We start from the raw sequence: 22593 nt of genomic DNA on the forward strand, positions 1-22593 counted from the left end.
CCCCGCTGACCCGTTCAGACGAGATACATATTGAGTCTGGAATAGTGAGCCCCAGGCAACTGGGTGCTGACTTGAAATTGCTGCTCGTCATCCCCATTTGTTCTCCATACAATAGGTTGAAGAGACGGCTGGGTTCGTCTCCCCCTGTACCAACGAGGAAAACATGATGGATACCCGTTCTGTCTACACCGGCACCCGGGGTGCCGTGCGCGATACCAACAAGGTGCTGCGCAACACCTATATGCTGCTCTCCCTGACGCTCGGCTTCTCCGCCATCGTTGCCGGGGTTGCCACCGTCATGAACATGCCGCCCCTGCACTGGGCCATCTTCCTGGTCGGGGTCTATGGTCTGATGTTCCTGACCGAGAAGAACCGTGACAACGGCATGGGGCTGGTGTTCACCTTCGCCCTGACCGGCCTGCTGGGCTACAGCCTGGGCCCCATCATCAACATGTACATGAACAATGGTGGCGGCGAGATAGTGATGACGGCCCTTGGCGGCACCGCCCTAACCTTCTTCGGTCTGTCGGCCTATGCCCTGACCACCAAGCGTGACCTCTCCTTCATCGGCGGCATGCTGTTCGTCGGTTTCTGGGTGCTGCTGGTGGCCATGGTCGCCAACATCTTCCTGCAGATGAGCGCCCTGAGCCTGGCCCTGTCCGCCATGTTCATGCTGTTCTCCTCCGGCGCCATCCTGCTGACCACCCAGCAGATAGTGCGCGGCGGCGAGACCAACTACATCTCCGCCACCGTGACCCTGTATGTCTCCATCTACAACATCTTCCTGAGTCTGCTGAGCCTGCTTGGCGGCAACCGCAACTAAATCAACAACCCCGCCTCGGCGGGGTTTTTTATGACTTGCCGGTGCCCGCCCTGATCCAAATCAGGGCCATTTGGTCACCGCTCCGTTACACTGACTGCCTCGACCTCCAGAGAGACCGCTTCACCCCATGCCAGTGGAATATTCCGGCCTGCTGCGCCGCCTGCTGACCGACAGCCATGTCTACTTCGCCCTCAAGGTACTCATCGCCATGCTGGGCCTGCTCGCCATCGCCCTCGGCACCGGCGATATCCAGCTCACCGTGCTGCTCTCCCTCGGGGTGGTGGCCGGGGCCATCGCCGAGACAGACGACAGCCTGTGGGGCCGGGTCAAGAACCTGGCCATGACCCTGGTCTGTTTCCTGTTTGCCTCCCTGTGCGTCCAGTACCTCTTCCCCATCCCCTGGCTGTTCGCCCTCGGACTGGCCAGCTCCACCTTCCTCTTCGTGATGGTGGGGGCGCTGGGCCAGCGCTATGCCACCATCAGCTTCGGCTCCCTGCTGATTGCCATCTACACCATGCTGGGGGCCGCCAAGGCGCCGGATCTCTTCTACCAGCCCCTGGCGCTCGGGGCCGGCGCCCTCTGGTACGGCCTGGTGTCGCTGCTCTGGCTCTGGCTGCTGCCCTACAAGACGCTGCACGAACAGCTCGCCCAGAGCTACTTCGCCCTCTCTCGCTATCTGGAGGAGAAGTCCCGCTTCTTCCCCGCCGACGAGCACGGCGCCCAGGCCATCCGCCACAATCTGGCCCAGCTCAACATCAATCTGGTCGGCTCCCTGAATCTGGCCAAGACGGCGCTCAATGCCCGTCTCCATAGCCAGCGGGCCCAGGCCTCCCCCGAGCTGGCCGGCCTGCTGCGCCTCTATCTGCTCGCCCTGGAGATCCACGAGCGGGCCACCTCCAGCCACTACCCCTACAGCCGGCTCGAGGCCGATCTCAAGCAAGGGCGGGTCATCGCAGGTTTTCAGGAGGTGTTGCAGCAGCTGGCCCAGGCGTGTCGGCAACTGGGTTACGCCATCCTGGTCCATGAACCCTACCATCACCCCAAGCGCATCCGCTGGGCCCTGGAGGCCCTGGAGGATCAGCTCGAATTCACCCACCTCAAGCAGCACTACCCCCAGAGCCTGCTGACGCCGATGAAGTTCCTGCGCCGCAACCTGGCCAGCATCAACGGGCTGCTGGCGAGCGCCGAGGAGCTGCAAAACCCGGCGGCGGTGCCAATGCAGCTGCCTCCCCTGGCGCGGCCGGCGCCCAGGCCCCTGCTGGCCCTGCTGCGCCAGCATCTGAGCCTGGACTCCATGGTGTTTCGCCACGCCCTGCGCCTCTCCCTGGGGCTGGTGGTGGGCTACGGCATCTTGCAGGCGTTCGAGCTGGACAAGGGCTACTGGATCCTGCTGACCGTGCTGTTCGTCTGCCAGCCCAGCTACAGCGCGACCCGGCGCCGCCTGATGCAGCGGATGCTCGGCACCTTCATCGGTCTGCTGATCGGGGTACCCGTGCTCTGGCTGCTGCCCAGCCTGCACGGCCAGCTGGTGGTGATGGGGCTCGCCGCCTTCCTCTTCTTCACCCAGGTGCGCAGCAGCTACAGCGCCGCCGTCTGCTTCATCACCCTCTATGTGCTGATGGCCTTCAACCTGCTGGACGGCATCGGTTTCGCCATCCTGGGGCCGCGCCTGCTCGATACCCTGCTCGGCTGCCTGCTCTCCTACGCCCTGGTGGCCTGGCTGTGGCCGGATTGGCAGTACAAGCGCCTGCCCCAGCTCATCGCCAACTCCCTGTCGGCCAACGCCAGATACCTCTCGGCGGTGCTCGCCAGCCTGCACCTGCGCCGCGATGAGTCCCTGGCCTATCGCATCGCCCGCAAGGAGGCCCATCTAGCCGACAGCGAGCTGGCCATGGCCTGGCAGAGCATGCTGGTGGAGCCGAGCAAGCGCCGCCGTTTCCTCGATCTCTGCTTCACCCTCACCTGGCGCAACCACGCCCTGCTCTCCTACATCTCGGCGCTCGGCGCCCACCGGGATCAGCTCGAGCCCATCCAGGGCCTGGCGCAGATCAGCCGTCACCTGAGCCACACCCTGGCCCAGGCGGCGGGACAGCTGGCCGGGGACGCCCCCCAGGAGGAGCAGGGCCCCTGCCCCCTGCCCGCCCCGGACAGCACGGAGGAGCAGCTGATGCTGAGCCAGCAGCTCACCCTCATCAGCCAGCTGGCCGACGAGCTGCTCGCCCTGGCCAACCAGAGCCGGTTGCTCACGGCGACCCAAGGCGCTACCATGCCGACCCCATCCTGAGTTGCCCCAAGGAGGCATCATGGCTGACAATCCTGTGCTGATTTTTGACGGGCGCGCCATCGCGACCGATGCCAAGGGCTATCTGCTCAATGTGGACGACTGGAGCGAGGCGCTGGCGCCTGTGCTGGCCGAGCAGGAAGGCATAGTGCTGGAGGCACCCCACTGGGAGGTGGTGCGCTTCGTGCGGGCCTTCTACCTGGAGTTCAACACCTCCCCCGCCATCCGCGCCCTGGTCAAGGCGATGGAGAAACAGTATGGTCCCGAGAAGGGCAACAGCCGCTACCTCTACAAGCTGTTCCCCCAAGGCCCTGCCAAGCAGGCCACCAAGATTGCCGGCCTGCCCAAGCCGGTGAAGTGCATCTGATCGGCTGACCGCCAACAAAAAGACCGCGCCAGGGCGCGGTCTTTTTCATGCGGATGTTCATGCGGATAGGGGCAGATCAGGGGTTGTAGGCCACCACGGATCCACTCAGCCCGGTCAACTGGCTCACCTTGCTCTGTATCCCCTGCAGCTTGGCCCTGGAGACATCCGGCCCGATGAAGACCCGGTTGATCTGCCCCTGCACCGGGGTGCGGGGCACTGTGTGGGCCGAGTACCCCGCCGCCCTCAGCTTGCCCACCAGGGCGTTGACGCTGTCCTTGTTGCGAAAGGCGCCGAGCTGGAGGATCCAGCTGCCCTGGGCCGGCTCGGGGGCCTTGGCCACCAGCTGCTTGCTCTGCAACAGATCGTCCATGGTCTTGATCTGACCGGCTTGCGGTTTGGGGGCCGGTTTGGCCACCTCCACCGGTTTGGCCGGCTCGGGTTTGACCACAGGCTTGGGCAGTTCCGGTTTTTTGGCCACCACCTCAGGCTTGGGTTGAGGCTTGGTAGTCGCTGGCTGTACTGCCGGTTGCGGGGCCGGCTGCACTGCCGGCGGCTGGGTTGCCTGGCCCTGCTGGCCCAACGTCATGGGATCGGGCACCTCTTCCACCTGCCACTGCTCGGCGGCGGCCGCCTGCTGCTGGCTCGCCGCGTGCTGCTCGGGCAGGGTGCTGGCGGCGGAGACCTGCAGGGCGGGCTTGGCGGGTTCGAGCTCGGGGCGCAGCGGTATGGTGGCGAACGACTCATCCTTCTGGGCCAGCTTCTGGCCATCGAGCATGTCCGGCAAGAAGATCACCACCAGGGCCACCAGGATCACAGTGCCCACCAATCTGTTTTGGAACTTGGAAGCCAAACCTTACTCCTACCCTTGTGTTGCTGTCCGGTGCGTCGCCCTGGGGCGCTCAGACCGGCTGTATCGCCAAAATGTCGGCGACAGTGTAAAACGAACCAAAGACAATGACCATATCGCTGGGACTCGCGTCGGCCAGGGCCTGCCGATAAGCCTCTGACACGGCGTCATATTGCGCCGCGCCATCCTGACCCAGGGCATCGGCAAGCAGGGCCGCCGTCGCCCCGCGCGGGCCGGTCAGGCTCGCCAGATACCAGTGGTCGATGAGGCCATCGAGTTCGGCCAGCGATCCCGCCATGTCCTTGTCTTTAAGCATGCCCACCACGGCCAGACGCCGCCCCTGACAGGGGATCTGGCGCAGCTGGCTGGCCAGGTAAGCCGCCGAGTGCGGATTGTGGGCCACATCGACGATGACCAGGGGCTCGTGTTGCAGCCGCTGCATCCGCCCCGCCAGCCTGGCGTTTGCCAATCCTTCGCGGATGGCGGGCTCGGGCAGCGGCAGGCCGAGGGACTCCAGCGCCGCCAACACTGTGACCGCGTTCATCAGCGGCAGGGCCGGTTTGGGCAGTCCCGGCCAGTGATGTTGGCCGTGGTAATCCCAGTCGCCTTGGTGCTCATCGCCGTGGAAGTCACGGCCCACCTGGCGCAGGCAGGCTTTGATGCGCGCCGCCTCGCTCGCGATGGTGGCAGGGGGATGGGGCTCGCCGCTGATGGCGGGTTTGCCCGCCCGATAGACGCCGGCTTTTTCCACCGCCACCGCCTCCCGGGTATCCCCGAGCCAGTCGCAGTGATCCAGGGCAATGGAGGTGATCATGGCCACATCCGACTCCACCACATTGGTGGCATCGAGGCGCCCCCCCAGTCCCACTTCCAGCAGCACCACATCGGGGGCATGGCGGCGAAACAGCCAGAGGGCCGCCAGGGTGGCGAACTCGAAGAAGGTGAGGGCAATCTCGCCCCGGGCCGCTTCCACCTCGGCAAACGCCGCGCAGTGCTCGCTATCGGCCAGCTCCTGGCCATTGACCCGTACCCGCTCGGTGAAGCGCAGCAGGTGCGGCGAAGAGTAGACCCCCACCCGGTAGCCCGCGGCCATCAGTATGCTGGCGGCCATGGCGCAGGAGGATCCCTTGCCGTTGGTGCCCGCCACAGTGAGCACCTTGCCGGGCAACCGGGTCAACCCCATGCGCCGTGCGACTTCACCGACCCGTGTCAGACCCATGTCGATGTTGACCGGATGGATCTGCTCCAAATAAGAAAGCCAGTCGACCAGCGACCGGCTTTGAGATTGTTGCATGTGTGAACTCATGTTCAGTCTTCGATGACCTGGGTGTTCATCAGCTTGGCCAGCAGGCTGGCCAGACGGTCCCGCATCTCGCGCCTGTCGATGATCATGTCGATGGCGCCCTTCTCCAGCAGGAATTCGGAACGCTGGAAGCCTTCCGGCAGCTTCTCGCGCACCGTCTGCTCGATGACCCGGGGGCCGGCGAAGCCGATCAGCGCCTTGGGCTCACCCACGTTGATGTCACCCAGCATGGCCAGGCTGGCGGAGACGCCGCCCATGGTGGGGTCGGTCAGCACCGAGATGTAGGGCAGGCCCGCCTTGGTGAGCCGGTCCAGGGCCGCACTGGTCTTGGCCATCTGCATCAGGGAGAACAGGGCTTCCTGCATCCGCGCCCCACCGGAGGTGGAGAAGCAGACCAGGCCTCGGCCCTCCTTGATGCTCTCCTCGACGGCGCGCACGAAGCGGGCACCGACCACGGAGGACATGGAGCCGCCGATGAAGGAGAACTCGAACGAGCAGGCGACGACCGGTACCCCCTTGAGGGTCCCCTTCATCACCACCAGCGCATCTTTCTCCCCCGTCTCTTTCTGGGCGGTGGACAAACGATCCTTGTAGCGCTTGGAATCCTTGAACTTCAATATGTCTTGCGGCTCCAGCTCGGCGCCGACTTCACTGCGACCTTCGACGTCGAGGAAACACTCGAGGCGGGCACGGGCGCTGATGCGCATGTGATGATTACACTTGGGGCACACCTCGAGGTTGCGCTCCAGCTCTGCCCGGTAGAGCACCTGTTCACAAGATCCGCACTTGGTCCACACCCCTTCCGGAATGTTGTGACGACGGGGGGTAGTGATCTTGCTCTTGGGAAGGATCTTCTCAAGCCAGCTCATGGAATTCCTTAATGCTTTTGTGCCTGACAAAACGCACCGAGCCTTGATTGTTCAATGACTTATCGGCTCGGTGGCAATAAACGACGGATCATTAAACCACAATTTTTCGGGCGCAGTTACTAAAAACTGGTCGTACCCGGTGCCGAGTCCGGCAGCCAGAGCGGGCCGAGCGGCAGCCGGGGCAGGCCGTGTTCGGCGGGATAATCGACGTCCACCAGATAGAGGCCGCCGGCCTTGGCGGTGGGCCCCGCCAGGTTGCGATCCCGGGCGGCCAGCACCTCGGCAATCCACTCCACCGGTTGTTGTCTCTGCCCCACCAGCAGCAGGGAGCCGGTGATGTTGCGCACCATGTGGTGCAGGAAGGCGTTGGCCTTGATGTCCAGCACGATATAGGGGCCGGAGCGGCTGACGCACAGGTGGGTCACGTTGCGCCAGGGGCTCTTGGACTGGCACCCCACTGCGCGAAACGAGCTGAAGTCCCGCTCCCCGAGCAGGCTCTGGCCCGCCTGGTGCATCAGGTCGGCGTCCAGGGTCTCGTGGTAGTGGCTGACGCCGCTGCCGAGGATGGCGGGGCGATAGTTGTGGTTGTAGATGACGTAACGGTAGCGACGGGCGGTGGCGCTGAAGCGGGCATGGAACCCCTCGTCCACCGCCTTGACCCAGCGTACCCCTATGTCCGGGGGCAGGTTGGAGTTCATGCCCAGGGTCCAGGCGGATTCGCTGCGAACGGCATGGGTATCGAAATGGATCACCTGGCCGGTGGCGTGGACCCCGGCATCGGTGCGCCCGGCGCATTGTATGGCCACCTCGTGGTTGGCGATGCGGCTCAGGGCCTTCTCCAGCTCCTGCTGGACGCTGATCACTTCTCGTTGACGCTGCCAGCCAAAATACCGGCTGCCGTCATATTCAATACCTAGGGCAATTCGCATGGGTCACACTGTCTTTGAGAGAAAACGCGGCGAATTATACGCACACAGTGGCAAATGTCCCAAAAAGAAGGGCGACCCTGGGGTCGCCCTGCTGGCATCCGGCGCTCAGGCCAGCCGCTTGAGCAGCTTCTCGGCCTCGCTGCGCTGGTGATCGTTGCCCTGCTCGGCCGCCTCCACCAAGAGCTCGCGGGCACTCTCCTTGTCATCGATCTCGAGGTAGGCGCGGGCCAGATCCAGCTTGGCCCCCACCCCGCCGTCATCGGCATCCACGTCGAAGCCGCCGGACTCGGGCAGCACCTCAGGGAAGCCATCCAGCCCCACGTCCAGGGAGAAGCCCTGATAGGGCTCCTGCTCGCTCTGGTTCGCCTCCGCTTCCGCCAGCAGGCTGTCTATCTCGACGAAGTCATCGGCGGCCGCCTCGGCGCGGGGCTTGAGGGGCTGGCTGGGCTCGACATCGTCGAACGCATCCTCAAAGTCCGCCAGGGCCAGTTCATTGGGATCCTTGGCCGGCGCTGGGGCATCCGCCGTCTCGGGGGCCATGCCCCACTCGGCCAGCAGCTCCTCGGCGCTGGGGGACGGCTTGTGCTCGCTCGGCGCCGGCTCGTCGTCCAGGCTGGTATCGAAATCGCTGAAGTCGAGCTCGGGCAGGTTGTCATCCTCGTCCCTGGCGAGGCGATCGTCTTCGCCATCGAGTTCGGCATTGAGGTCGGCGAACAGGGCCGCCTGCAACTCCTCCTCGCTCAGCAGTGCCTCGTCGGCGGCGGGGTTGAATTCGCCGGCCAGATCCATCTCGGGACGCTCGGGTCGCTCAAAGCGCTCGTCGGCGGCGAGATCCAGCTCGGGCACCAGATCCGGATCCCGCAGCTCCCGGGGCTGCTCCCCCTCATCGCTGAAGACCAGATCCAGCTCGTCCGGCTCATCGGGGGCGAACGCCGGCTCGGGGCGGCTCAGCGGCTCCTCGTCGATGTCGGCGCCGATCAGCTGATCGAATTCGCTCGTCTCCTGGCCCATCACCACGGAGGTGGTCTCCGCCAGGTTCTTCTCCTGCTCCTCCAGCTCGCGCCGCGCCCGGGCCCGCAGCCAGAGCGTCACCAGGGCCAGCACCAGCAGCACGGGCAGCAAGATGATCATGGCCAGATTGAGGGGAGAGGCGAGCAGGTCGGTCAGCCAGTTGCGGGGGGCAGGCGGCGCCACCACGGGGGGCACAGGGTTGGCCCTGAGCTCGGCCACCTCTTTTTGCAGGGCCAGCTGATCTTGCAGCTGGGCCTTGAGGGTCTCCACCTCTTCGGTGAGGGATTGCAGGCGCAGCTTGAGCCTGTGGTTCATCTCGGTCACCTGGCCGAGCTGGGCGTTGGCATCTTCCAGGGCCAGGGCCATCTCGGTGCCCGGCTTGGCCTGCACCGTCTCGGTGGCCACCGGCAGGGGGGCCGGGGCGCCGCTGGCGGCGGTGGCCAGTACCGGGGCCACCGCCAGGGCGGCTGTGGTCGTCGCGGGGCTGGGCGCGGCGGCCTTGGCCGGGGTGCTCGGCAGCGGGGCGGCCTGCGCAGCCGGCGCCTTGGCCGCGGCAACGGGCTGGGGAGCGGCCTTCACCACCGGCTTGCTGACCGGTTTGGCGGGGGCGGCGGGCTGGGCACTCTGCTTGCTGGCCAGGTATTTGGGGCTCAGCCCCTTCCAGCTGGCGTTGTCGCTGTTGAAGCGTTGCCGGGCCTGGGCATCGGTGTGACGGCGCGCCTCGGCCTCGCTGGGCAGCACGATGCTCGACCCCACCAGTATGTGGTTGATGTTGCCATCGGCGAAACTGGTCGGGTTCTTGTCATAGATGGCCACCATGGTCTGGTAGACGCTGACCCGGCTGCTGGGCCTGTGCCTGCTGGCGAGGCTCCAGAGGGTGTCGGTGGGACGGACCGGGCCGTAACGCCTCCCGCTCTGCGCCTGAACGGCCACGGGTTGCGGCTGGCGCACCGGCTGGGACTGGGGCAAGGCCCTGGGGACAGGCTGGCTCGGCGCCACCGGCTGGCTGACGGGCTCGTCAGGGCCCCTGAGTTCCACGAAGAAGGGATCCCGGCCTGCCTCCTCGGCAGTCGCAGAGGCGGTATTGAGCAGACCCAACGCAAGCAGCGTCGCCAGTGTTATGCGGGATTGTCCCATGTTCGTTCCTTCGTATGACGGCCTATCACATTGAAAAATCTGGATAGTTGCCTCAAAACAGTCGGTTCAATATAAATCAGGCTTGGGCGCCAAGCCAGTCATCCGACGCAATTAGCCCCAAAACGCCCCGAGTGTAAGGGCAAAGTTAATTAATTGATATTAAGGGGGAATGTCGGAGCCACTTCCTGCCACTCCGATCACACTCGGCCCCCCTTGTCGGGAGACCGAGCGTCAATAGGAACTTACAGGTAGTCGCGGATCAGCAGCTCTGCGATCTGCACGCTGTTGGTGGCCGCGCCCTTACGAACGTTATCGGCCACGATCCACATATTGATACCGCTGGGGTGAGAAATATCCTGGCGAATGCGCCCCACCATCACCTCGTCCTGACCGGTGGCGTCGCCAACCGGGGTCGGGTAGCCCTCCTCCTCGTCGAACAGACGCACCCCGGGGGCGGCCCGCAGCAGATCCTTGACCTGTTCGGCATCCAGGGGCTGGTGCAGCTCGACGTGGACCGCCTCGGCGTGACCGTAGAAGACGGGAACCCGCACGCAGGTGGGGTTCACGGCGATGCTGGCATCCCCCAGGATCTTCTGGGTCTCCCACACCATCTTCATCTCTTCCCGGGTGTAACCGTTGTCGGTGAACTCATCGATCTGCGGGATCAGGTTGAAGGCGATCTGCTGCGGGTAGAGGGTCGGCTCCACCGGCAGACCGTTGAGCAGCTTGGCGGTCTGGCCGGCCAGCTCGCTCACCCCTTCCTTGCCGGAACCCGAGACCGACTGATAGGTCGCCACATTGATGCGATGGATGCCCACCTCGTCGTGCAGGGGCTTGAGGGCCACCAGCATCTGTATGGTGGAACAGTTGGGATTGGCGATGATGTTGCGATTGCGAAAATCGGCCAGGGCGTGGGGATTCACCTCGGGGATCACCAGGGGCACATCCTCCTCGTAGCGGAAGCAGGAGGTGTTGTCGATGACGATGCAGCCGTGCTCGGCGGCAATCGGCGCCCACTTGGCGGAGACCTCGGCCCCGGCGGAGAAGAGTGCGATCTCCACCTGGCTCCAGTCAAACGCCTCGACATCCAGGATGTCGAGGTTCTTGCCGCCAAAGCGCACCGTGTCCCCTGCACTGCGGCTGGAGGCCAGGGGATAGAGGGTCGCCACCGGGAAGCCGCGCTCCTCCAGGATCTCGATCATGGCCTGACCCACGGCGCCGCTGGCGCCCAATACCGCTACGTTGAACTGCTGACTCATTGCTCTCTCCTGTCAAAGGGATAGGCGCCCCCGAAGGCACGCCCGTCGCAGGGATTATCCTGCCTGTTTCGTTAATCGTTGAGGGTCGCCCAGGCATCAGCCCTGGGTACGAAAGCCCAGGGCCGCCAGGACAGGATCCTCGCCAAAGGGGCCCGTCAGGCGCAGGGAGGAGAGCTCGCGCCGCTCCGGATACCCTTTGCGCTGCTCGTCGAAGCTGCCCGGGATGGCGAGACGCGCCCGAAAGCGGGCATCGTCCCGGCGCACATCATAGATGAGGTGGACCAACTGCTTGATCAGCGCCTGATCCGCCACCCGCCCCGGGCTGAGCTCGGTCACGTCCGGCGCGGGCAGCAGCTGTTCCAGCTCCGCCCGGGGCAGACGCCCCTCCTGCTGGCAGAGGGCCTGATAGAGCATCCAGGTGCCGCGGGCCTTGCCCTCCAGGCTGTAGCCGGCGATGTGGGGGGTGGCCAGCTCGGTGTAAGGCACCAGGGCCGCCAGCACCTCGGGCTCCTTCTCCCACACATCCATCACCAGCTTGAGGGGCGCAGGGCCCTGCTGGCGGGCGAGCAGGGCCTCATTGTCCCACACCTCGCCACGGGAGGCGTTGATGAGGATCTGCCCCGCGGGCCGCTGGGCTATCTCCCGCGCCCCCAGCAGGTGGAAGCTGGCATCTTGCCCCTGCTCAGTGATGGGCACGTGGAAGCTGACGATGTCGGCCGAGAGCGCGGTCTGGTAATCGACAAAGCCGCTCGCCCCCTCCTGGCGTGCCCGCGGCGGATCGCAGCGCAGCACCTTCATGCCGAGCGCCTGCGCCTTGCCCGCCACACACTCGCCGGTGTTGCCGGCGCCGATGACGGCCAGGCTCATCTCGCTCAAGGTCAGCTCATGGCGCTCCGCCAGCACCAGCAGGGCGGAGAGGACATAATCCCCGACCGACGCCTTGTTGCAGCCGGGGGCGCTGAAAAAGGGGATGCCGCGCTCGGCCAGCAGCGCCTTGTCCACGTGGTCCGTGCCTATGGTGGCGGTACCCACGAAGCGCAGCCTGGGGCAGTCGGCGAGCAGGGCCCTGTCCACCCGGGTGATGGAGCGCACCATGAGGGCGTCCACTTCCTTAAGATCCGCCGCGCACATCTGCCGCCCCGCCAGGGGGATCACCTCGCCAAATTCGGCGAACAGCGCCTGGGCATGGGGCATGTTTTCGTCGACCACTATGCGCATGGGAATTCGCATGGAACTTCTCCTGACTCTCACTCTCGATGGACTGCGGACACGGGCCCGCCCGGCGGGTCGGTCATTCTAGCCCAAAGCGCGCCAAGAGTTCAGCCCGATCTGCGCCCCGGGGCAGATGACCCCATCCGCTGCGGGCAACTGCCTCGGCAACGGCAAGGGGCGATGCCCTGGCGGCATGGAAAACTGTAACGGGAGATGACAAACGCCCCCGGCACCTTGATCCTGACGAGCCGGCTGGCACAATGCCCCCTTCACGGCCAGCCCGGGCGCAGATGCCGGCTCGCCGCCATGCCGCCCGCCGTGACGCGGGCAGGCCAGTCCACCTCACGCCGGTCCCTCGCCCATGCCCCATGCCCCCCGCTTTCCTCGCGCCGCGCCGCCTTCATCCGGCCTCTGCCGCCGTGCCCTGCTCGGCCACGGCGCCCTCCTCTTCCTGCCCCTGTTGCTGCTGTGCGCCCTGCCGCCGCTCTTCATGGCCAACGCCCTGACCTCGCCCTGGCTGCAACTGCCCTACTGGCTGAGCCGCAGCGTCGATCTGCCGGGCCTGGGGCTGACCCTGGCGGGGCTGCTGCTCGTCAGTTGGCGCAAGCTCGCCCTCTCCCCCGCCGCCCTGCTGACCCTGGCCGCGGCCCTCCTGACGGTGCTGGGCGCCGACCTTGCCATAAAGAGCGGCCTCAAGCTCTTGACCCAGGAGCCGAGGCCCTACCTCATCTGGCTCAATGAGCAGGGGCTGATCCCCGCCATGAGCCACTTCTACGGCGCCGAGCAGGCTGTGCGCGCCGAACAGGTCTTCGCCGCCAGCCAATGGCTGGCCCTGCCCGACTGGTTGGCCCGGCACTGGCGCCACGAGGTCAACTACGCCTTCCCCTCGGGGCACACCATAGCGGCCATGAGCCTGGCCCAGTTCTTCGGCCTCCTCTGGCTGGCGCGGGCGCCGCGCCTGGCCTGGCTGCTGCCGCTCTGGGCACTGGCGGTCGCCCTCTCGCGCCTGCTGCTGGGCATGCACTGGCCCCGGGACCTGCTGGCCAGCGCCCTGCTCGGCGGCCTCACCGCCCTGCCGGCCGTCTGCTGGTGGCTGCGCCGTCATCCCCTCGTGGCCAAGACGGCGCAATAGAAACGGGCACCCTCGGGTGCCCGTCGTCATCCTGCCCGCGCCAGCGCGGCGCTCACCCCTTGGCGGGAACCTGCCAGCCTTCGGGGTATTTGTAACCGACGAAGCGCTTGGCGGCATAGGCCTTGAACTCGGGAGAGTTGTAGGCGGCCGCCACGTCCCTGGCGAACGGTTTATCCGCGTCGGTACTCTTGACCACCACCCAGTTGATGAAGTCATAGCTGCGCTCGAGGAAGAGCCCCTCACTGAAGGGGATGCCACTGGACGCGGCATAGTTGCCGTTGATCACGGTGAAGTCCACGTCTTCACGGGAGCGGGGCAGCTGCGCCGCCTCCAGCAAGATCAGCTTGATCTGGTGGGGGTTGGCCTCCACATCGAACTCGCTCGCCTTGAGGGGATTGATCCCCTGCTTCAGGCTGATCCAGCCCAGGTCCTGCAGCATCAGCAGGGCGCGGGCCTGGTTGCTCGGGTCGTTGGGAATGGCGACCGTGCTCCCCTCTTTCAGGGCCTTGAGATCCCCCAGCTTGCCGGCATAGAGCCCCATGGGACCGGTCGGCACCTGGGTGATGGGGGCAAGCGACAGCCCCCTGTCCCTGGCGAAGCTCTCCAGATAGGGCTTGTGCTGGAAGCAGTTCACGTCAAGCGACCCGTCCGCCAGGGCGATGTTGGGGCTGACATAATCGGTGAACTCCACCAGTTTGACCTGGTAGCCCTTGGCTTCGAGCTGGGGCTTGATGGCGTCGGTCACCATGTCGGCAAAGTCGCCGACCGTGGTGCCGATGACGATCTCTTTCTTGGCCTCATCGAGGGCAAAGGCGGACAACGGCAGGCTGCTGGCGAGCAGGGCCAGGGCGGAGAGGGTGAAGAAGGAACGACGCTGCATAAAAACTCCCTGTCAACATGATCATCAAAGCGGTGGGGCTGAGGATGTCATCCTGAAAGGTGACACCACAACCATCTAGCCATCCAAACGGCTAACTGAGCACACCATAACAGAGCTCGTAGCCTTCGCCAAGCAACAAAAAGCCAGGCAGCCACATCGGACATGCGTTGCCAGATTGCGACAAGGCCCGTAGCCGCGCCGAAAATCTTTGACCCGGCACACAGTTATCGGCGCTGGCCCCTCCCCTTGCCGGTCTCACCTGGCTTATGGTGGTCGTTTGCTACCCCTTTATCTCAATCTGCAGATCCATTGCATCAGGAGTGACCATGCTGACCACATCTACCACCGGCCTGTTGGTCGTCGATATCCAGGGCAAGCTGGCCCACCTGGTCGAGGAGAGCGACGCCCTGATTGCCAACACGGCCAGGCTGGTGCAAGGGGCCAGGGCGCTGGGCCTGCCGGTGCTCTGGCTGGAGCAGACCCCGGACAAGCTCGGTGCCACCGTGCCCGAGTTGCAGTCGCTGCAGGCAGGCTCCCTTGTGCTGCCCAAATACAGCTTCGGCGCCCTGGGGGAGCCTGCCGTGGCCGCAGCGCTGGCCGAGACCGGGATCAATCACTGGCTGGTGTGCGGCATCGAGGCCCATATCTGCGTCTACCAGAGCGTGCTGGGGCTGCTGGCCAGCGGCGCCCGGGTCTCGCTGGTGGTGGATGCGGTGTCGTCGCGCAGTGCCGCCAACCGGGAGCTCGCCATCGGCCAGCTGGCGGCCAGGGGTGCTGCGCTGACGTCGGTGGAGATGTGTCTCTACGAGCTGCTGGGGGATTGCCGCCACCCGGCGTTTCGCCCGATCCTCTCCCTGGTGAAGTGACCGCCATGATGGACAACATGGCCCCCTTTCTGTTTGCCCTCATCGCCTTCGGGACGGCGTTCACGGTAGCGGTGACGGGTATGGCCGCCACCCGTCACTATCTGGCCTGGCTCTGGCTGGGGATCATGATCTTCTTCGGACTGTGGTGGACACTGCTGGGCATGCCCCCACTCCTCGCCGAACCAGCCCCTCTCTGATCATGCCGCCCGGGCGGTTCAGCCCCCCAACCGCTCCTGCAGATAGCCGTACCCCCCCACGCCATTTGCCACGAAGCTCAGACGATGGGTTAGGCCGGGGGGCGCGTCTTCGGCATGGTGGGAGACGAACAGCAGCTGGGTGCCTGCGCCGATGAGGCGCGCCACCATCTCCCGCACCAGGTGGCGATTGAGGGGATCCAGCCCCTGCAGGGGCTCGTCCAGGATCAGCAGCGGCGGGTGCTTGACCAGGGCCCGGGCGATCAGCACCAGCCGCTGCTGGCCGAAGGAGAGAGAGTGGAACGGCTGCGCCCCCCTTCCCTCGAGTCCCAACAGGGCCAGCCACTGGTCGGCGAGCGCCAGCTGGCGATCCCCCGGCCGGGTATAGAGCCCGATGGAGTCATAAAAACCGGAGAGGATCACCGTCTGCACCGAACAGTTGACGCGATAGTCCAGGTGCAGGGCCGGGCTCACCAGGCCGATATGGCGCTTGATCTCCCAGATGCTCTCGCCGCTGCCCCGCCGCCGTCCGAACAGATGGAGCTCATTGTTGTAACCTTGCGGGTGATCCCCGGTGATGAGGGCGAGCAGGGTCGACTTGCCAGCCCCGTTCGGTCCCACCAGTTGCCAGTGCTCCCCCTCGGCAATGATCCAGTCGAGCCCGTCGATGATCACCTGCTCCCCGTAAGCGATACGCATGGCTTTCATGACCACCCGGGGACCGGGCGGCAAGGGCTCGGGTGCCATGAGCGGGGGCGGCAGACGGGGTGAGGCGGTTTCGGCCCGCGCCAGCTGGGCTACCTCCTGGCTGCCTAGCACGGCGTCACGCTCCCCTGCCAGCAACAGGCGGCGCTCCCCGAGCAGGCCGAGGTGGCTGACGAAGGGGGGGATCTCGTCGAAGCGGTTGACGATCACCACCAGACGTTGCCCCTGCGCCACCAATTGCGCCAGCAGCGACATCAGATCCCTGCGCGAGCCCTGATCCAGTCCATCGAACGGCTCGTCCAGCACCAGCAGCTCGGGTCGCCCCAGCAGGGCGCGGGCCAGCAGCAGCTTGCGCCCCTCCCCGCTCGAGAGGTGGCGATAGGGGCGATCCCACAGGGACTCGATGCCAAAGCGCGCCAGCAGCGAGCGGGCCTCTGGCTCCTCGCCGCCGGCCTCCAGCATCAGGGTCGATACCCGATAGCCCGCCTCCTCCTCTTCCCCCAGCAGGTCGGTATTGCGCCACTGCCAGTCCAGCTCCCCCAGCTGTTGCTGCGACTCGAACGAGAGTCGCTCGGCCCGGATCCGACCCGATACCGTTCCGGCACGCACCGCCAGCTCGCCGCACAGGGCCGACGCCAGCGCCGTCTTGCCGCTGCCGTTGCTGCCGACGAAGGCCCAGCAGGCCTGAGGCGCCAGGGTGAGATCGGGGATGAAGAGGGTCTGGTCGCCGTGAAGAGCCAAGCTGGCTGATTGCCACTGCAAAAGAGTCATGGGGTCGTCCTGTCGGGGGTTGCGCTCACCTTGAGCCCTCCCCTTGTATCAGAAAATCCGCCGCAGCAAAAAAAACGGCGCCATTGCGGCGCCGTGTCATGAAGGTGCGGGGACCGGGTCAGCCGGCCTTGTGCTGCTCGGCCAGATAGAGCCAGGTGTCGACCACGGTATCGGGGTTGAGGGACACCGAGTCTATGCCCTGCTCCACCAGCCAGGCGGCGAAGTCCGGGTGATCCGATGGCCCCTGGCCGCAGATCCCGACGTACTTGCCCGCCTTGCGGGCGGCGGCGATGGCCATGGCCAAGAGCGCCTTGACCGCCTCGTTGCGCTCGTCGAACAGGTGGGCAATCAGCCCGGAGTCCCTGTCAAGTCCCAGGGTCAGCTGGGTCATGTCGTTGGAGCCGATGGAGAAGCCGTCGAAGTGCTCGAGGAACTTGTCCGCCAGCAGGGCGTTGGAGGGCAGCTCGCACATCATGATGACTTTCAGCCCCCGCTCGCCACGGCGCAGACCGTTCTCCGCCAGGATCTCCACCACCTGCTCCGCCTCACCGACCGTGCGCACGAAGGGGATCATCACCTCGACGTTGGTCAGGCCCATGACGTCGCGCACCCGCTTCATCGCCTCGCACTCCAGGGCGAAGCAGGGGCGGAAGCTGTCGGCGATGTAGCGCGACGCGCCACGAAAACCGATCATGGGGTTCTCTTCGTGGGGCTCGTAGCCGCGCCCCCCCACCAGGTTGGCGTATTCATTGGACTTGAAGTCCGACATCCGCACTATGACCCGCTCCGGCCAGAAGGCGGCGGCCAGGGTGGCGATCCCCTCGGTCAGCTTGGCCACATAGTATTCCCGCGGGCTGTCGTAACCGGCGATCATCTTGGTGATGGTGGCCTGGAGCTCGGGGCTCTGCTGGTCGAACTCCAGCAGCGCCTTGGGGTGGACCCCTATCATGCGGTTGATGATGAACTCGAGACGCGCCAGGCCCACGCCGGCATTGGGCAACTGGGCAAAATCGAAGGCTCTGTCCGGGTTGCCGACGTTCATCATGATCTTGATGGGCAGGCGCGGCATGTTGCCCACCTCGGTCACCGCCACGTCAAAATCGAGCTTGCCGTCGTAGATGAAGCCGGTGTCCCCTTCCGCGCAGGAGACGGTGATGAGCTGGCCCGGTGCTATGTGGTCGGTGGCATCGCCACAACCCACCACGGCCGGGATGCCAAGCTCCCGGGCGATGATGGCGGCGTGACAGGTGCGGCCACCCCGGTTGGTGACGATGGCCGAAGCCCGCTTCATGATGGGCTCCCAGTCCGGATCCGTCATGTCGGTGACCAGCACATCGCCGGGCTGCACCTCGTCCATCTGGCTGATGGAGCTGATGACCCGCGCCGGGCCCGCGCCAATCTTGTGGCCGATGGCGCGCCCCTCGATCAGCACCTTGCCCGATTGCTTGAGGGCAAAACGCTCCAGGGTGTTCGCCTCCTGGCGGCTGCGCACGGTTTCCGGGCGGGCCTGGACGATGTAGAGCTTGCCATCCTGCCCGTCCTTGGCCCACTCGATGTCCATGGGACGACCGTAGTGCTGCTCGATGATGAGGGCCTGCCTGGCCAGCTCCATCACCTCGTCGTTGCTGATGCAGAACTGGTTGCGCTCGGCATCCAGGGTGTCGACTATCTTCACCTGGCGGCCGTGACCTGCGTCATCGGAGTAGGTCATCTTGATGAGCTTGGAGCCCAGCGTCTTGCGCACCACGGCGGGGCGACCCGCGTTCAGGGTCGGCTTGTGGACATAGAACTCGTCCGGGTTGACCGCGCCCTGCACCACCATCTCCCCCAGCCCCTGGCTGCCGGTGATGAAGACCACGTCGTTGAAGCCGGATTCGGTATCCAGGGTGAACATGACCCCGGAGGCGGCCAAGTCCGAGCGCACCATGCGCTGGATGCCGGCGGAGAGAGCCACGCCCTTGTGGTCATAACCCTGGTGGACCCGGTAGGAGATGGCGCGATCGTTGAAGAGCGACGCAAACACGTGCTTGACCGCCGTCATGACGGCATCGATGCCGCGCACGTTGAGGAAGGTCTCCTGCTGGCCGGCAAACGACGCATCCGGCATGTCTTCGGCGGTGGCGGAGGAGCGCACCGCGAACGACGCCTCGAGACCCGCGCTCAGTGTGTCATAGGCGGTGCGAATGGCCTGCTCCAGCTCCGGCTGGAAGGGGGCATCGATCACCCACTGGCGGATCTGGTTGCCGGCGGCGCCGAGGGCCGCGATGTCATCCACATTCAGGCTGTCGAGCAAGTCATGGATCTTGTCGTTGAGCCCGCTGCGGTCCAGAAACTCATTAAAAGCAAACGCCGTGGTGGCAAAGCCACCTGGCACGGATACACCCGCTCCCGAGAGCTGGCTGATCATTTCACCGAGGGATGCGTTTTTGCCGCCAACTCGTTCTACATCTTGCATTCCGAGTTGCTCGTACCAGAGTACGTATTGTTGCACTTGCATGTCTCCAGGTTGGTGGGCATGGGGGCCGGGGCACCCTCTGCGCCTTGTTGTGTGCTTTTTGTTGGTTTGTTCCGTCGCCGCCCGCCGAGAAAACGTTTTCCTCTCCCGGTCAAAAAAATCCCCACGCAAGATTTGGGGATAGGCCGAATGACACAGTCATTCTACAATGCCAACACAAAAAGGTAACGATTCAGGTTTGCAACCTGGTTCACAACTTGGCAACGGCAGATCGGTTGACAATGGCCGTTTGGTATCGAGCGAAACTTTCTTCGCATCAAGCAAAAAGGGAGAAGGACGTGCACACGGTTTTTTATGTTTCAGATGGCACCGCCATTACCGCCGAGGTATTTGGTCACGCCGTGCTCAGCCAGTTCCCCATGATCTTCGAGCAGATCACCATCCCCTTCGTGGAGACCCTGGAGAAGGCGCGTCTGGTACGGCTGCGCATCGACGAGCAGTTCCGCCAGACCGGGGTGCGCCCCATCCTGTTCCACACCATCGTCGACCCCCTGGTGCGGGAAGAGGTGCTCAAGGCCCACACCAGCAGCCACGATTTTCTCAACACCTTCGTCAGCCCCCTGGAGCAGGAGCTGGGGATCAAGGCCACCCCCCGCCTGCATCGCACCCACGGCATGGAGAATCGCAAGCTCTATGACGATCGCATCGAGGCGGTCAACTTCGCCCTGGCCAACGATGACGGCATCACCACCAAGGAGTATGACGAGGCGGACATCATCCTCATCGGGGTCTCCCGCTGCGGCAAGACCCCCACCAGCCTCTACCTGGCGCTGCAGTTTGGCATTCGCGCCGCCAACTACCCCTTCATCGAGCAGGACATGCAGGGTCTGACGCTGCCCAGCGCCCTCAAGGCCAATCGCCACAAGCTGTTCGGCCTCACCATCACCCCGGAGCGGCTGCACGAGATCCGCAACCAGCGCCGCGCCAACAGCCGCTACTCCTCCCTGGAGCAGTGCCAGCAGGAGCTGGCGGCGGTGGAGCGTCTCTATCGCCAGGAGGCGATCCGCTTCCTCGACACCAGCGCCCACTCGGTGGAGGAGATCAGCGCCAAGATCCTCGAAGGCACCGGCATGCGGCGCCAGCTCTACTGACCCAAGTTTTGGCCCCAGCCTGGGCCTGGGATATCTGCAAGGCGCCCCGATCGCCAAGAGCGGGACGCCTTGCATCTGGGCTGAAAATGGCAAGAGGGCGCCCGTCAAGGGCGCCCTTTATGCTCCCGGGCCGCCGAGCTCGCGGTTGCTCATCAGCTTGCCGTAGAAGGAGACCAGGCCATGGCCATGGCGCACCCGCTCTGCCAGCCAGACACCCAGGGCCAGCCCCATGGTGCCCGCCCCCGCCATCACCCAGCCCCAGTGCGCCTGCGCCAGCAGCCCCAGACACAGGGCCGCCCCCAGGGCCAGCAGCAACAGCAGGGGAGCCAGGCACAGCATCCCCCATAGCAGGGACTCTATGACCCAGGCCACTATCTTCATCATTCCTGACTCCACGCTGTTCACCATGATGGGAGGCCATCACCTTGAGGATGCCAGCCCCCCTCACCACACTCCGGCACCACCGGTCGCCATATGAACCTCCTTCGAGGTCCACCCGCATCAATTCACAAGCAGAGTGAAAGGTCAAGCGACCCTAATCCGAGCGAACAGAGATTGAGCAATGACTGACGAAAGTGAGAAGAACATCAAGAAAAGGCTGCCTGATGGCGAAAAAGCCAGCGAATGATAGCAAAAACAGGTGCATTTCGGGTCGATTATCACTATTCTGCTGCGGTTGGTAGCCATTACAAAAAACAGTAAATGGCCACATGTAACGAAATAAGTACGGATTTCGTCACGTTTTCGGCACGACATGCCGAGCCATGGCACAGGAAGTGTCCTGGCCAACGGGGCGAGAGACGAGTGAACTCAGCGACGTAAGGAAGGAAGCATGGATCTTCAACAAGAGGGCCAGGAGCTCAAGCGCGGACTCAAGAACCGCCATATTCAGCTCATCGCCCTGGGCGGTGCCATCGGCACCGGCCTGTTTCTCGGCATCGCCCAGACCATCAAGATGGCGGGCCCCTCGGTGCTGCTCGGCTATGCCATCGGCGGTTTCATCGCCTTTCTCATCATGCGCCAGCTGGGCGAAATGGTGGTGGAAGAGCCGGTGGCCGGCTCCTTCAGCCACTTCGCCTACAAATACTGGGGGGATTTTGCCGGTTTCGCCTCCGGCTGGAACTACTGGGTGCTCTATGTACTGGTGAGCATGGCCGAGCTGACGGCGGTGGGCATCTATGTCCAGTACTGGTGGCCCGAGATCCCGACCTGGATGTCGGCGGCCTTCTTCTTCGTGCTGATCAACGCCATCAACCTCACCAACGTCAAGGCGTTTGGCGAGATGGAATTCTGGTTCGCCATCATCAAGGTGGTCGCCATCGTCGGCATGATTGGCTTTGGCGGCTACCTGCTGGCCAGCGGCAGCGGCGGCCCGGATGCCAGCGTCAGCAACCTCTGGGATCAGGGTGGCTTCTTCCCCAACGGCATCAGCGGTCTGGTGATGGCCATGGCGGTGATCATGTTCTCCTTCGGCGGCCTGGAGCTGGTCGGCATCACGGCGGCGGAAGCGGACGATCCCCAGAAGAGCATCCCCAAGGCCACCAACCAGGTGATCTACCGCATCCTCATCTTCTACATCGGCGCCCTGGCCGTGCTGATGTCCCTCTATCCCTGGGGCAAGGTAGTGGAAGGGGGCAGCCCCTTCGTGATGATATTCCACGCCCTGGACAGCAACCTGGTGGCGACCGTGCTCAACATGGTGGTCCTGACCGCGGCGCTGTCGGTCTACAACAGCTGTGTCTACTGCAACAGCCGCATGCTGTTTGGCCTGGCCAAGCAGGGCAATGGTCCCAAGGCCCTGCTCAAGACCAGCAAGAGCGGTGTGCCCGTGGCGGCCATCTCCGTCTCTGCCGCCGCCACCCTGCTGTGCGTGCTGATCAACTACCTGATCCCGGGCAAGGCGTTCGAGCTGCTGATGGCCCTGGTGGTCTCGGCCCTGGTGATCAACTGGGCCATGATCAGCCTCGCCCACCTCAAGTTTCGCAAGGCCAAGCAGGCCGAAGGGGTGACCCCCAGGTTCAAGGCGTTCTGGCACCCGGTGGGCAACTACCTCTGCCTCGCCTTCATGGCTGGCATCCTGGTGATCATGTACCTGACCCCGGGCATCCAGATCTCCGTGCTGCTCATCCCGGTCTGGATAGTGGTACTGGCCATCGGCTACCAGTTCAAACGCAAGCGCCTGCTCGCCGCCGCGGCGGAGCCTGCCTGACAGATACGCACCAGGCCCGCCAAGAGGCCGAGTCAAACCTTAAGCAAAGAGGCGCCCCAGGGGCGTAATGCCGATCAGTTAAGGATCCATTGACCGATCCTCCTGATGTGTAAAAATCCGAAACCTGTTGATTTGGTTTCGGATTTTTTATGCGTATCGAACAGGCTCTCGACTTCCTTCACGCCCGCAATA

General features: G+C 64.6%; 19 protein-coding genes. 8 read left to right on the plus strand and 11 right to left on the minus strand.

The annotated features are described in order from the left end of the window. Positions 1-166 precede the first annotated feature (166 nt). From ACLHZ1_RS17980 to ACLHZ1_RS17990, 3 genes are all read left to right on the plus strand, one after another. Complete coding sequence (locus ACLHZ1_RS17980) at positions 167-823, plus strand: Bax inhibitor-1/YccA family protein (protein WP_427263191.1); 657 nt, start codon at positions 167-169, stop codon at positions 821-823. A 127-nt stretch (positions 824-950) separates the two neighbouring features. After that, complete coding sequence (yccS, locus tag ACLHZ1_RS17985; RefSeq protein ID WP_427263176.1) at positions 951-3107, plus strand: YccS family putative transporter; 2157 nt, start codon at positions 951-953, stop codon at positions 3105-3107. A gap of 19 nt (positions 3108-3126) precedes the next feature. After that, positions 3127-3471: a TusE/DsrC/DsvC family sulfur relay protein gene (locus ACLHZ1_RS17990; RefSeq protein ID WP_408796513.1), complete on the plus strand. Its 345-nt coding sequence runs from the start codon at positions 3127-3129 to the stop codon at positions 3469-3471. Between the two features lie 76 nt (positions 3472-3547). Here ACLHZ1_RS17990 and dedD read toward each other — a convergent pair whose 3' ends face one another. The 7 genes from dedD to ACLHZ1_RS18025 form a co-directional block, all read right to left on the minus strand. After that, complete coding sequence (gene dedD / locus ACLHZ1_RS17995) at positions 3548-4321, minus strand: cell division protein DedD (protein WP_427263177.1); 774 nt, start codon at positions 4319-4321, stop codon at positions 3548-3550. Between the two features lie 49 nt (positions 4322-4370). Beyond that, positions 4371-5624, minus strand: a complete 1254-nt coding sequence (folC, locus tag ACLHZ1_RS18000; RefSeq protein WP_408796515.1) for a bifunctional tetrahydrofolate synthase/dihydrofolate synthase — start codon at positions 5622-5624, stop codon at positions 4371-4373. 2 nt (positions 5625-5626) lie between these two features. Next, positions 5627-6490, minus strand: coding sequence for an acetyl-CoA carboxylase, carboxyltransferase subunit beta (gene accD / locus ACLHZ1_RS18005; RefSeq protein WP_408796516.1), 864 nt, complete (start codon positions 6488-6490; stop codon positions 5627-5629). A 119-nt stretch (positions 6491-6609) separates the two neighbouring features. Then, a complete protein-coding gene (truA, locus tag ACLHZ1_RS18010) occupies positions 6610-7419 on the minus strand; it encodes a tRNA pseudouridine(38-40) synthase TruA (protein WP_427263178.1) in 810 nt (269 codons plus the stop codon). A gap of 105 nt (positions 7420-7524) precedes the next feature. Then, positions 7525-9567, minus strand: coding sequence for a FimV/HubP family polar landmark protein (locus ACLHZ1_RS18015; protein ID WP_427263179.1), 2043 nt, complete (start codon positions 9565-9567; stop codon positions 7525-7527). A gap of 242 nt (positions 9568-9809) precedes the next feature. Next, positions 9810-10826, minus strand: a complete 1017-nt coding sequence (locus ACLHZ1_RS18020) for an aspartate-semialdehyde dehydrogenase (protein WP_427263180.1) — start codon at positions 10824-10826, stop codon at positions 9810-9812. Between the two features lie 96 nt (positions 10827-10922). After that, positions 10923-12044, minus strand: coding sequence for a 4-phosphoerythronate dehydrogenase (locus ACLHZ1_RS18025; RefSeq protein ID WP_427263192.1), 1122 nt, complete (start codon positions 12042-12044; stop codon positions 10923-10925). Positions 12045-12399: 355 nt separating this feature from the next. On the opposite strand from ACLHZ1_RS18025, the gene ACLHZ1_RS18030 reads away from it, so the two are divergent. Further along, positions 12400-13170: a phosphatase PAP2 family protein gene (locus ACLHZ1_RS18030; protein WP_427263181.1), complete on the plus strand. Its 771-nt coding sequence runs from the start codon at positions 12400-12402 to the stop codon at positions 13168-13170. 52 nt (positions 13171-13222) lie between these two features. Here the strand turns inward: ACLHZ1_RS18030 and ACLHZ1_RS18035 are convergent, their stop codons facing one another. Further along, positions 13223-14050 carry a MetQ/NlpA family ABC transporter substrate-binding protein gene (locus ACLHZ1_RS18035; protein ID WP_427263182.1) on the minus strand — a complete coding sequence of 276 codons (828 nt, stop codon included), beginning with the start codon at positions 14048-14050 and terminating at the stop codon, positions 13223-13225. A gap of 326 nt (positions 14051-14376) precedes the next feature. Between ACLHZ1_RS18035 and ACLHZ1_RS18040 the strand changes: the two genes are divergently transcribed. Both ACLHZ1_RS18040 and ACLHZ1_RS18045 read left to right on the plus strand, forming a co-directional pair. Next, on the plus strand, positions 14377-14916 hold the full coding sequence (locus tag ACLHZ1_RS18040) for a hydrolase (RefSeq protein ID WP_427263183.1): 540 nt from the start codon (positions 14377-14379) through the stop codon (positions 14914-14916). A 5-nt stretch (positions 14917-14921) separates the two neighbouring features. After that, the gene (locus ACLHZ1_RS18045; RefSeq protein WP_427263184.1) at positions 14922-15113 is read left to right on the plus strand and encodes a hypothetical protein; all 192 of its coding nucleotides are present in this window, start codon (positions 14922-14924) and stop codon (positions 15111-15113) included. Positions 15114-15131: 18 nt separating this feature from the next. On the opposite strand, the gene modF is transcribed toward ACLHZ1_RS18045, so the two are convergent. Next, the gene (modF, locus tag ACLHZ1_RS18050) at positions 15132-16586 is read right to left on the minus strand and encodes a molybdate ABC transporter ATP-binding protein ModF (protein ID WP_427263185.1); all 1455 of its coding nucleotides are present in this window, start codon (positions 16584-16586) and stop codon (positions 15132-15134) included. 118 nt (positions 16587-16704) lie between these two features. After that, a complete protein-coding gene (gene ppsA, locus ACLHZ1_RS18055; RefSeq protein ID WP_427263186.1) occupies positions 16705-19083 on the minus strand; it encodes a phosphoenolpyruvate synthase in 2379 nt (792 codons plus the stop codon). A gap of 296 nt (positions 19084-19379) precedes the next feature. Here ppsA and ppsR point away from each other — a divergent pair, with 296 nt between their 5' ends. Continuing rightward, complete coding sequence (ppsR, locus tag ACLHZ1_RS18060) at positions 19380-20192, plus strand: posphoenolpyruvate synthetase regulatory kinase/phosphorylase PpsR (RefSeq protein ID WP_427263187.1); 813 nt, start codon at positions 19380-19382, stop codon at positions 20190-20192. Positions 20193-20309: 117 nt separating this feature from the next. On the opposite strand, the gene ACLHZ1_RS18065 is transcribed toward ppsR, so the two are convergent. Then, the gene (locus ACLHZ1_RS18065; RefSeq protein WP_427263188.1) at positions 20310-20576 is read right to left on the minus strand and encodes a hypothetical protein; all 267 of its coding nucleotides are present in this window, start codon (positions 20574-20576) and stop codon (positions 20310-20312) included. A gap of 448 nt (positions 20577-21024) precedes the next feature. On the opposite strand from ACLHZ1_RS18065, the gene ACLHZ1_RS18070 reads away from it, so the two are divergent. After that, positions 21025-22401, plus strand: coding sequence for an amino acid permease (locus ACLHZ1_RS18070; RefSeq protein ID WP_427263189.1), 1377 nt, complete (start codon positions 21025-21027; stop codon positions 22399-22401). The last annotated feature ends 192 nt before the right edge of the window (positions 22402-22593 follow it).

The sequence above is a fragment of the Aeromonas sobria genome, assembly GCF_050266975.1.
GTDB lineage: Bacteria > Pseudomonadota > Gammaproteobacteria > Enterobacterales > Aeromonadaceae > Aeromonas > Aeromonas sobria_B.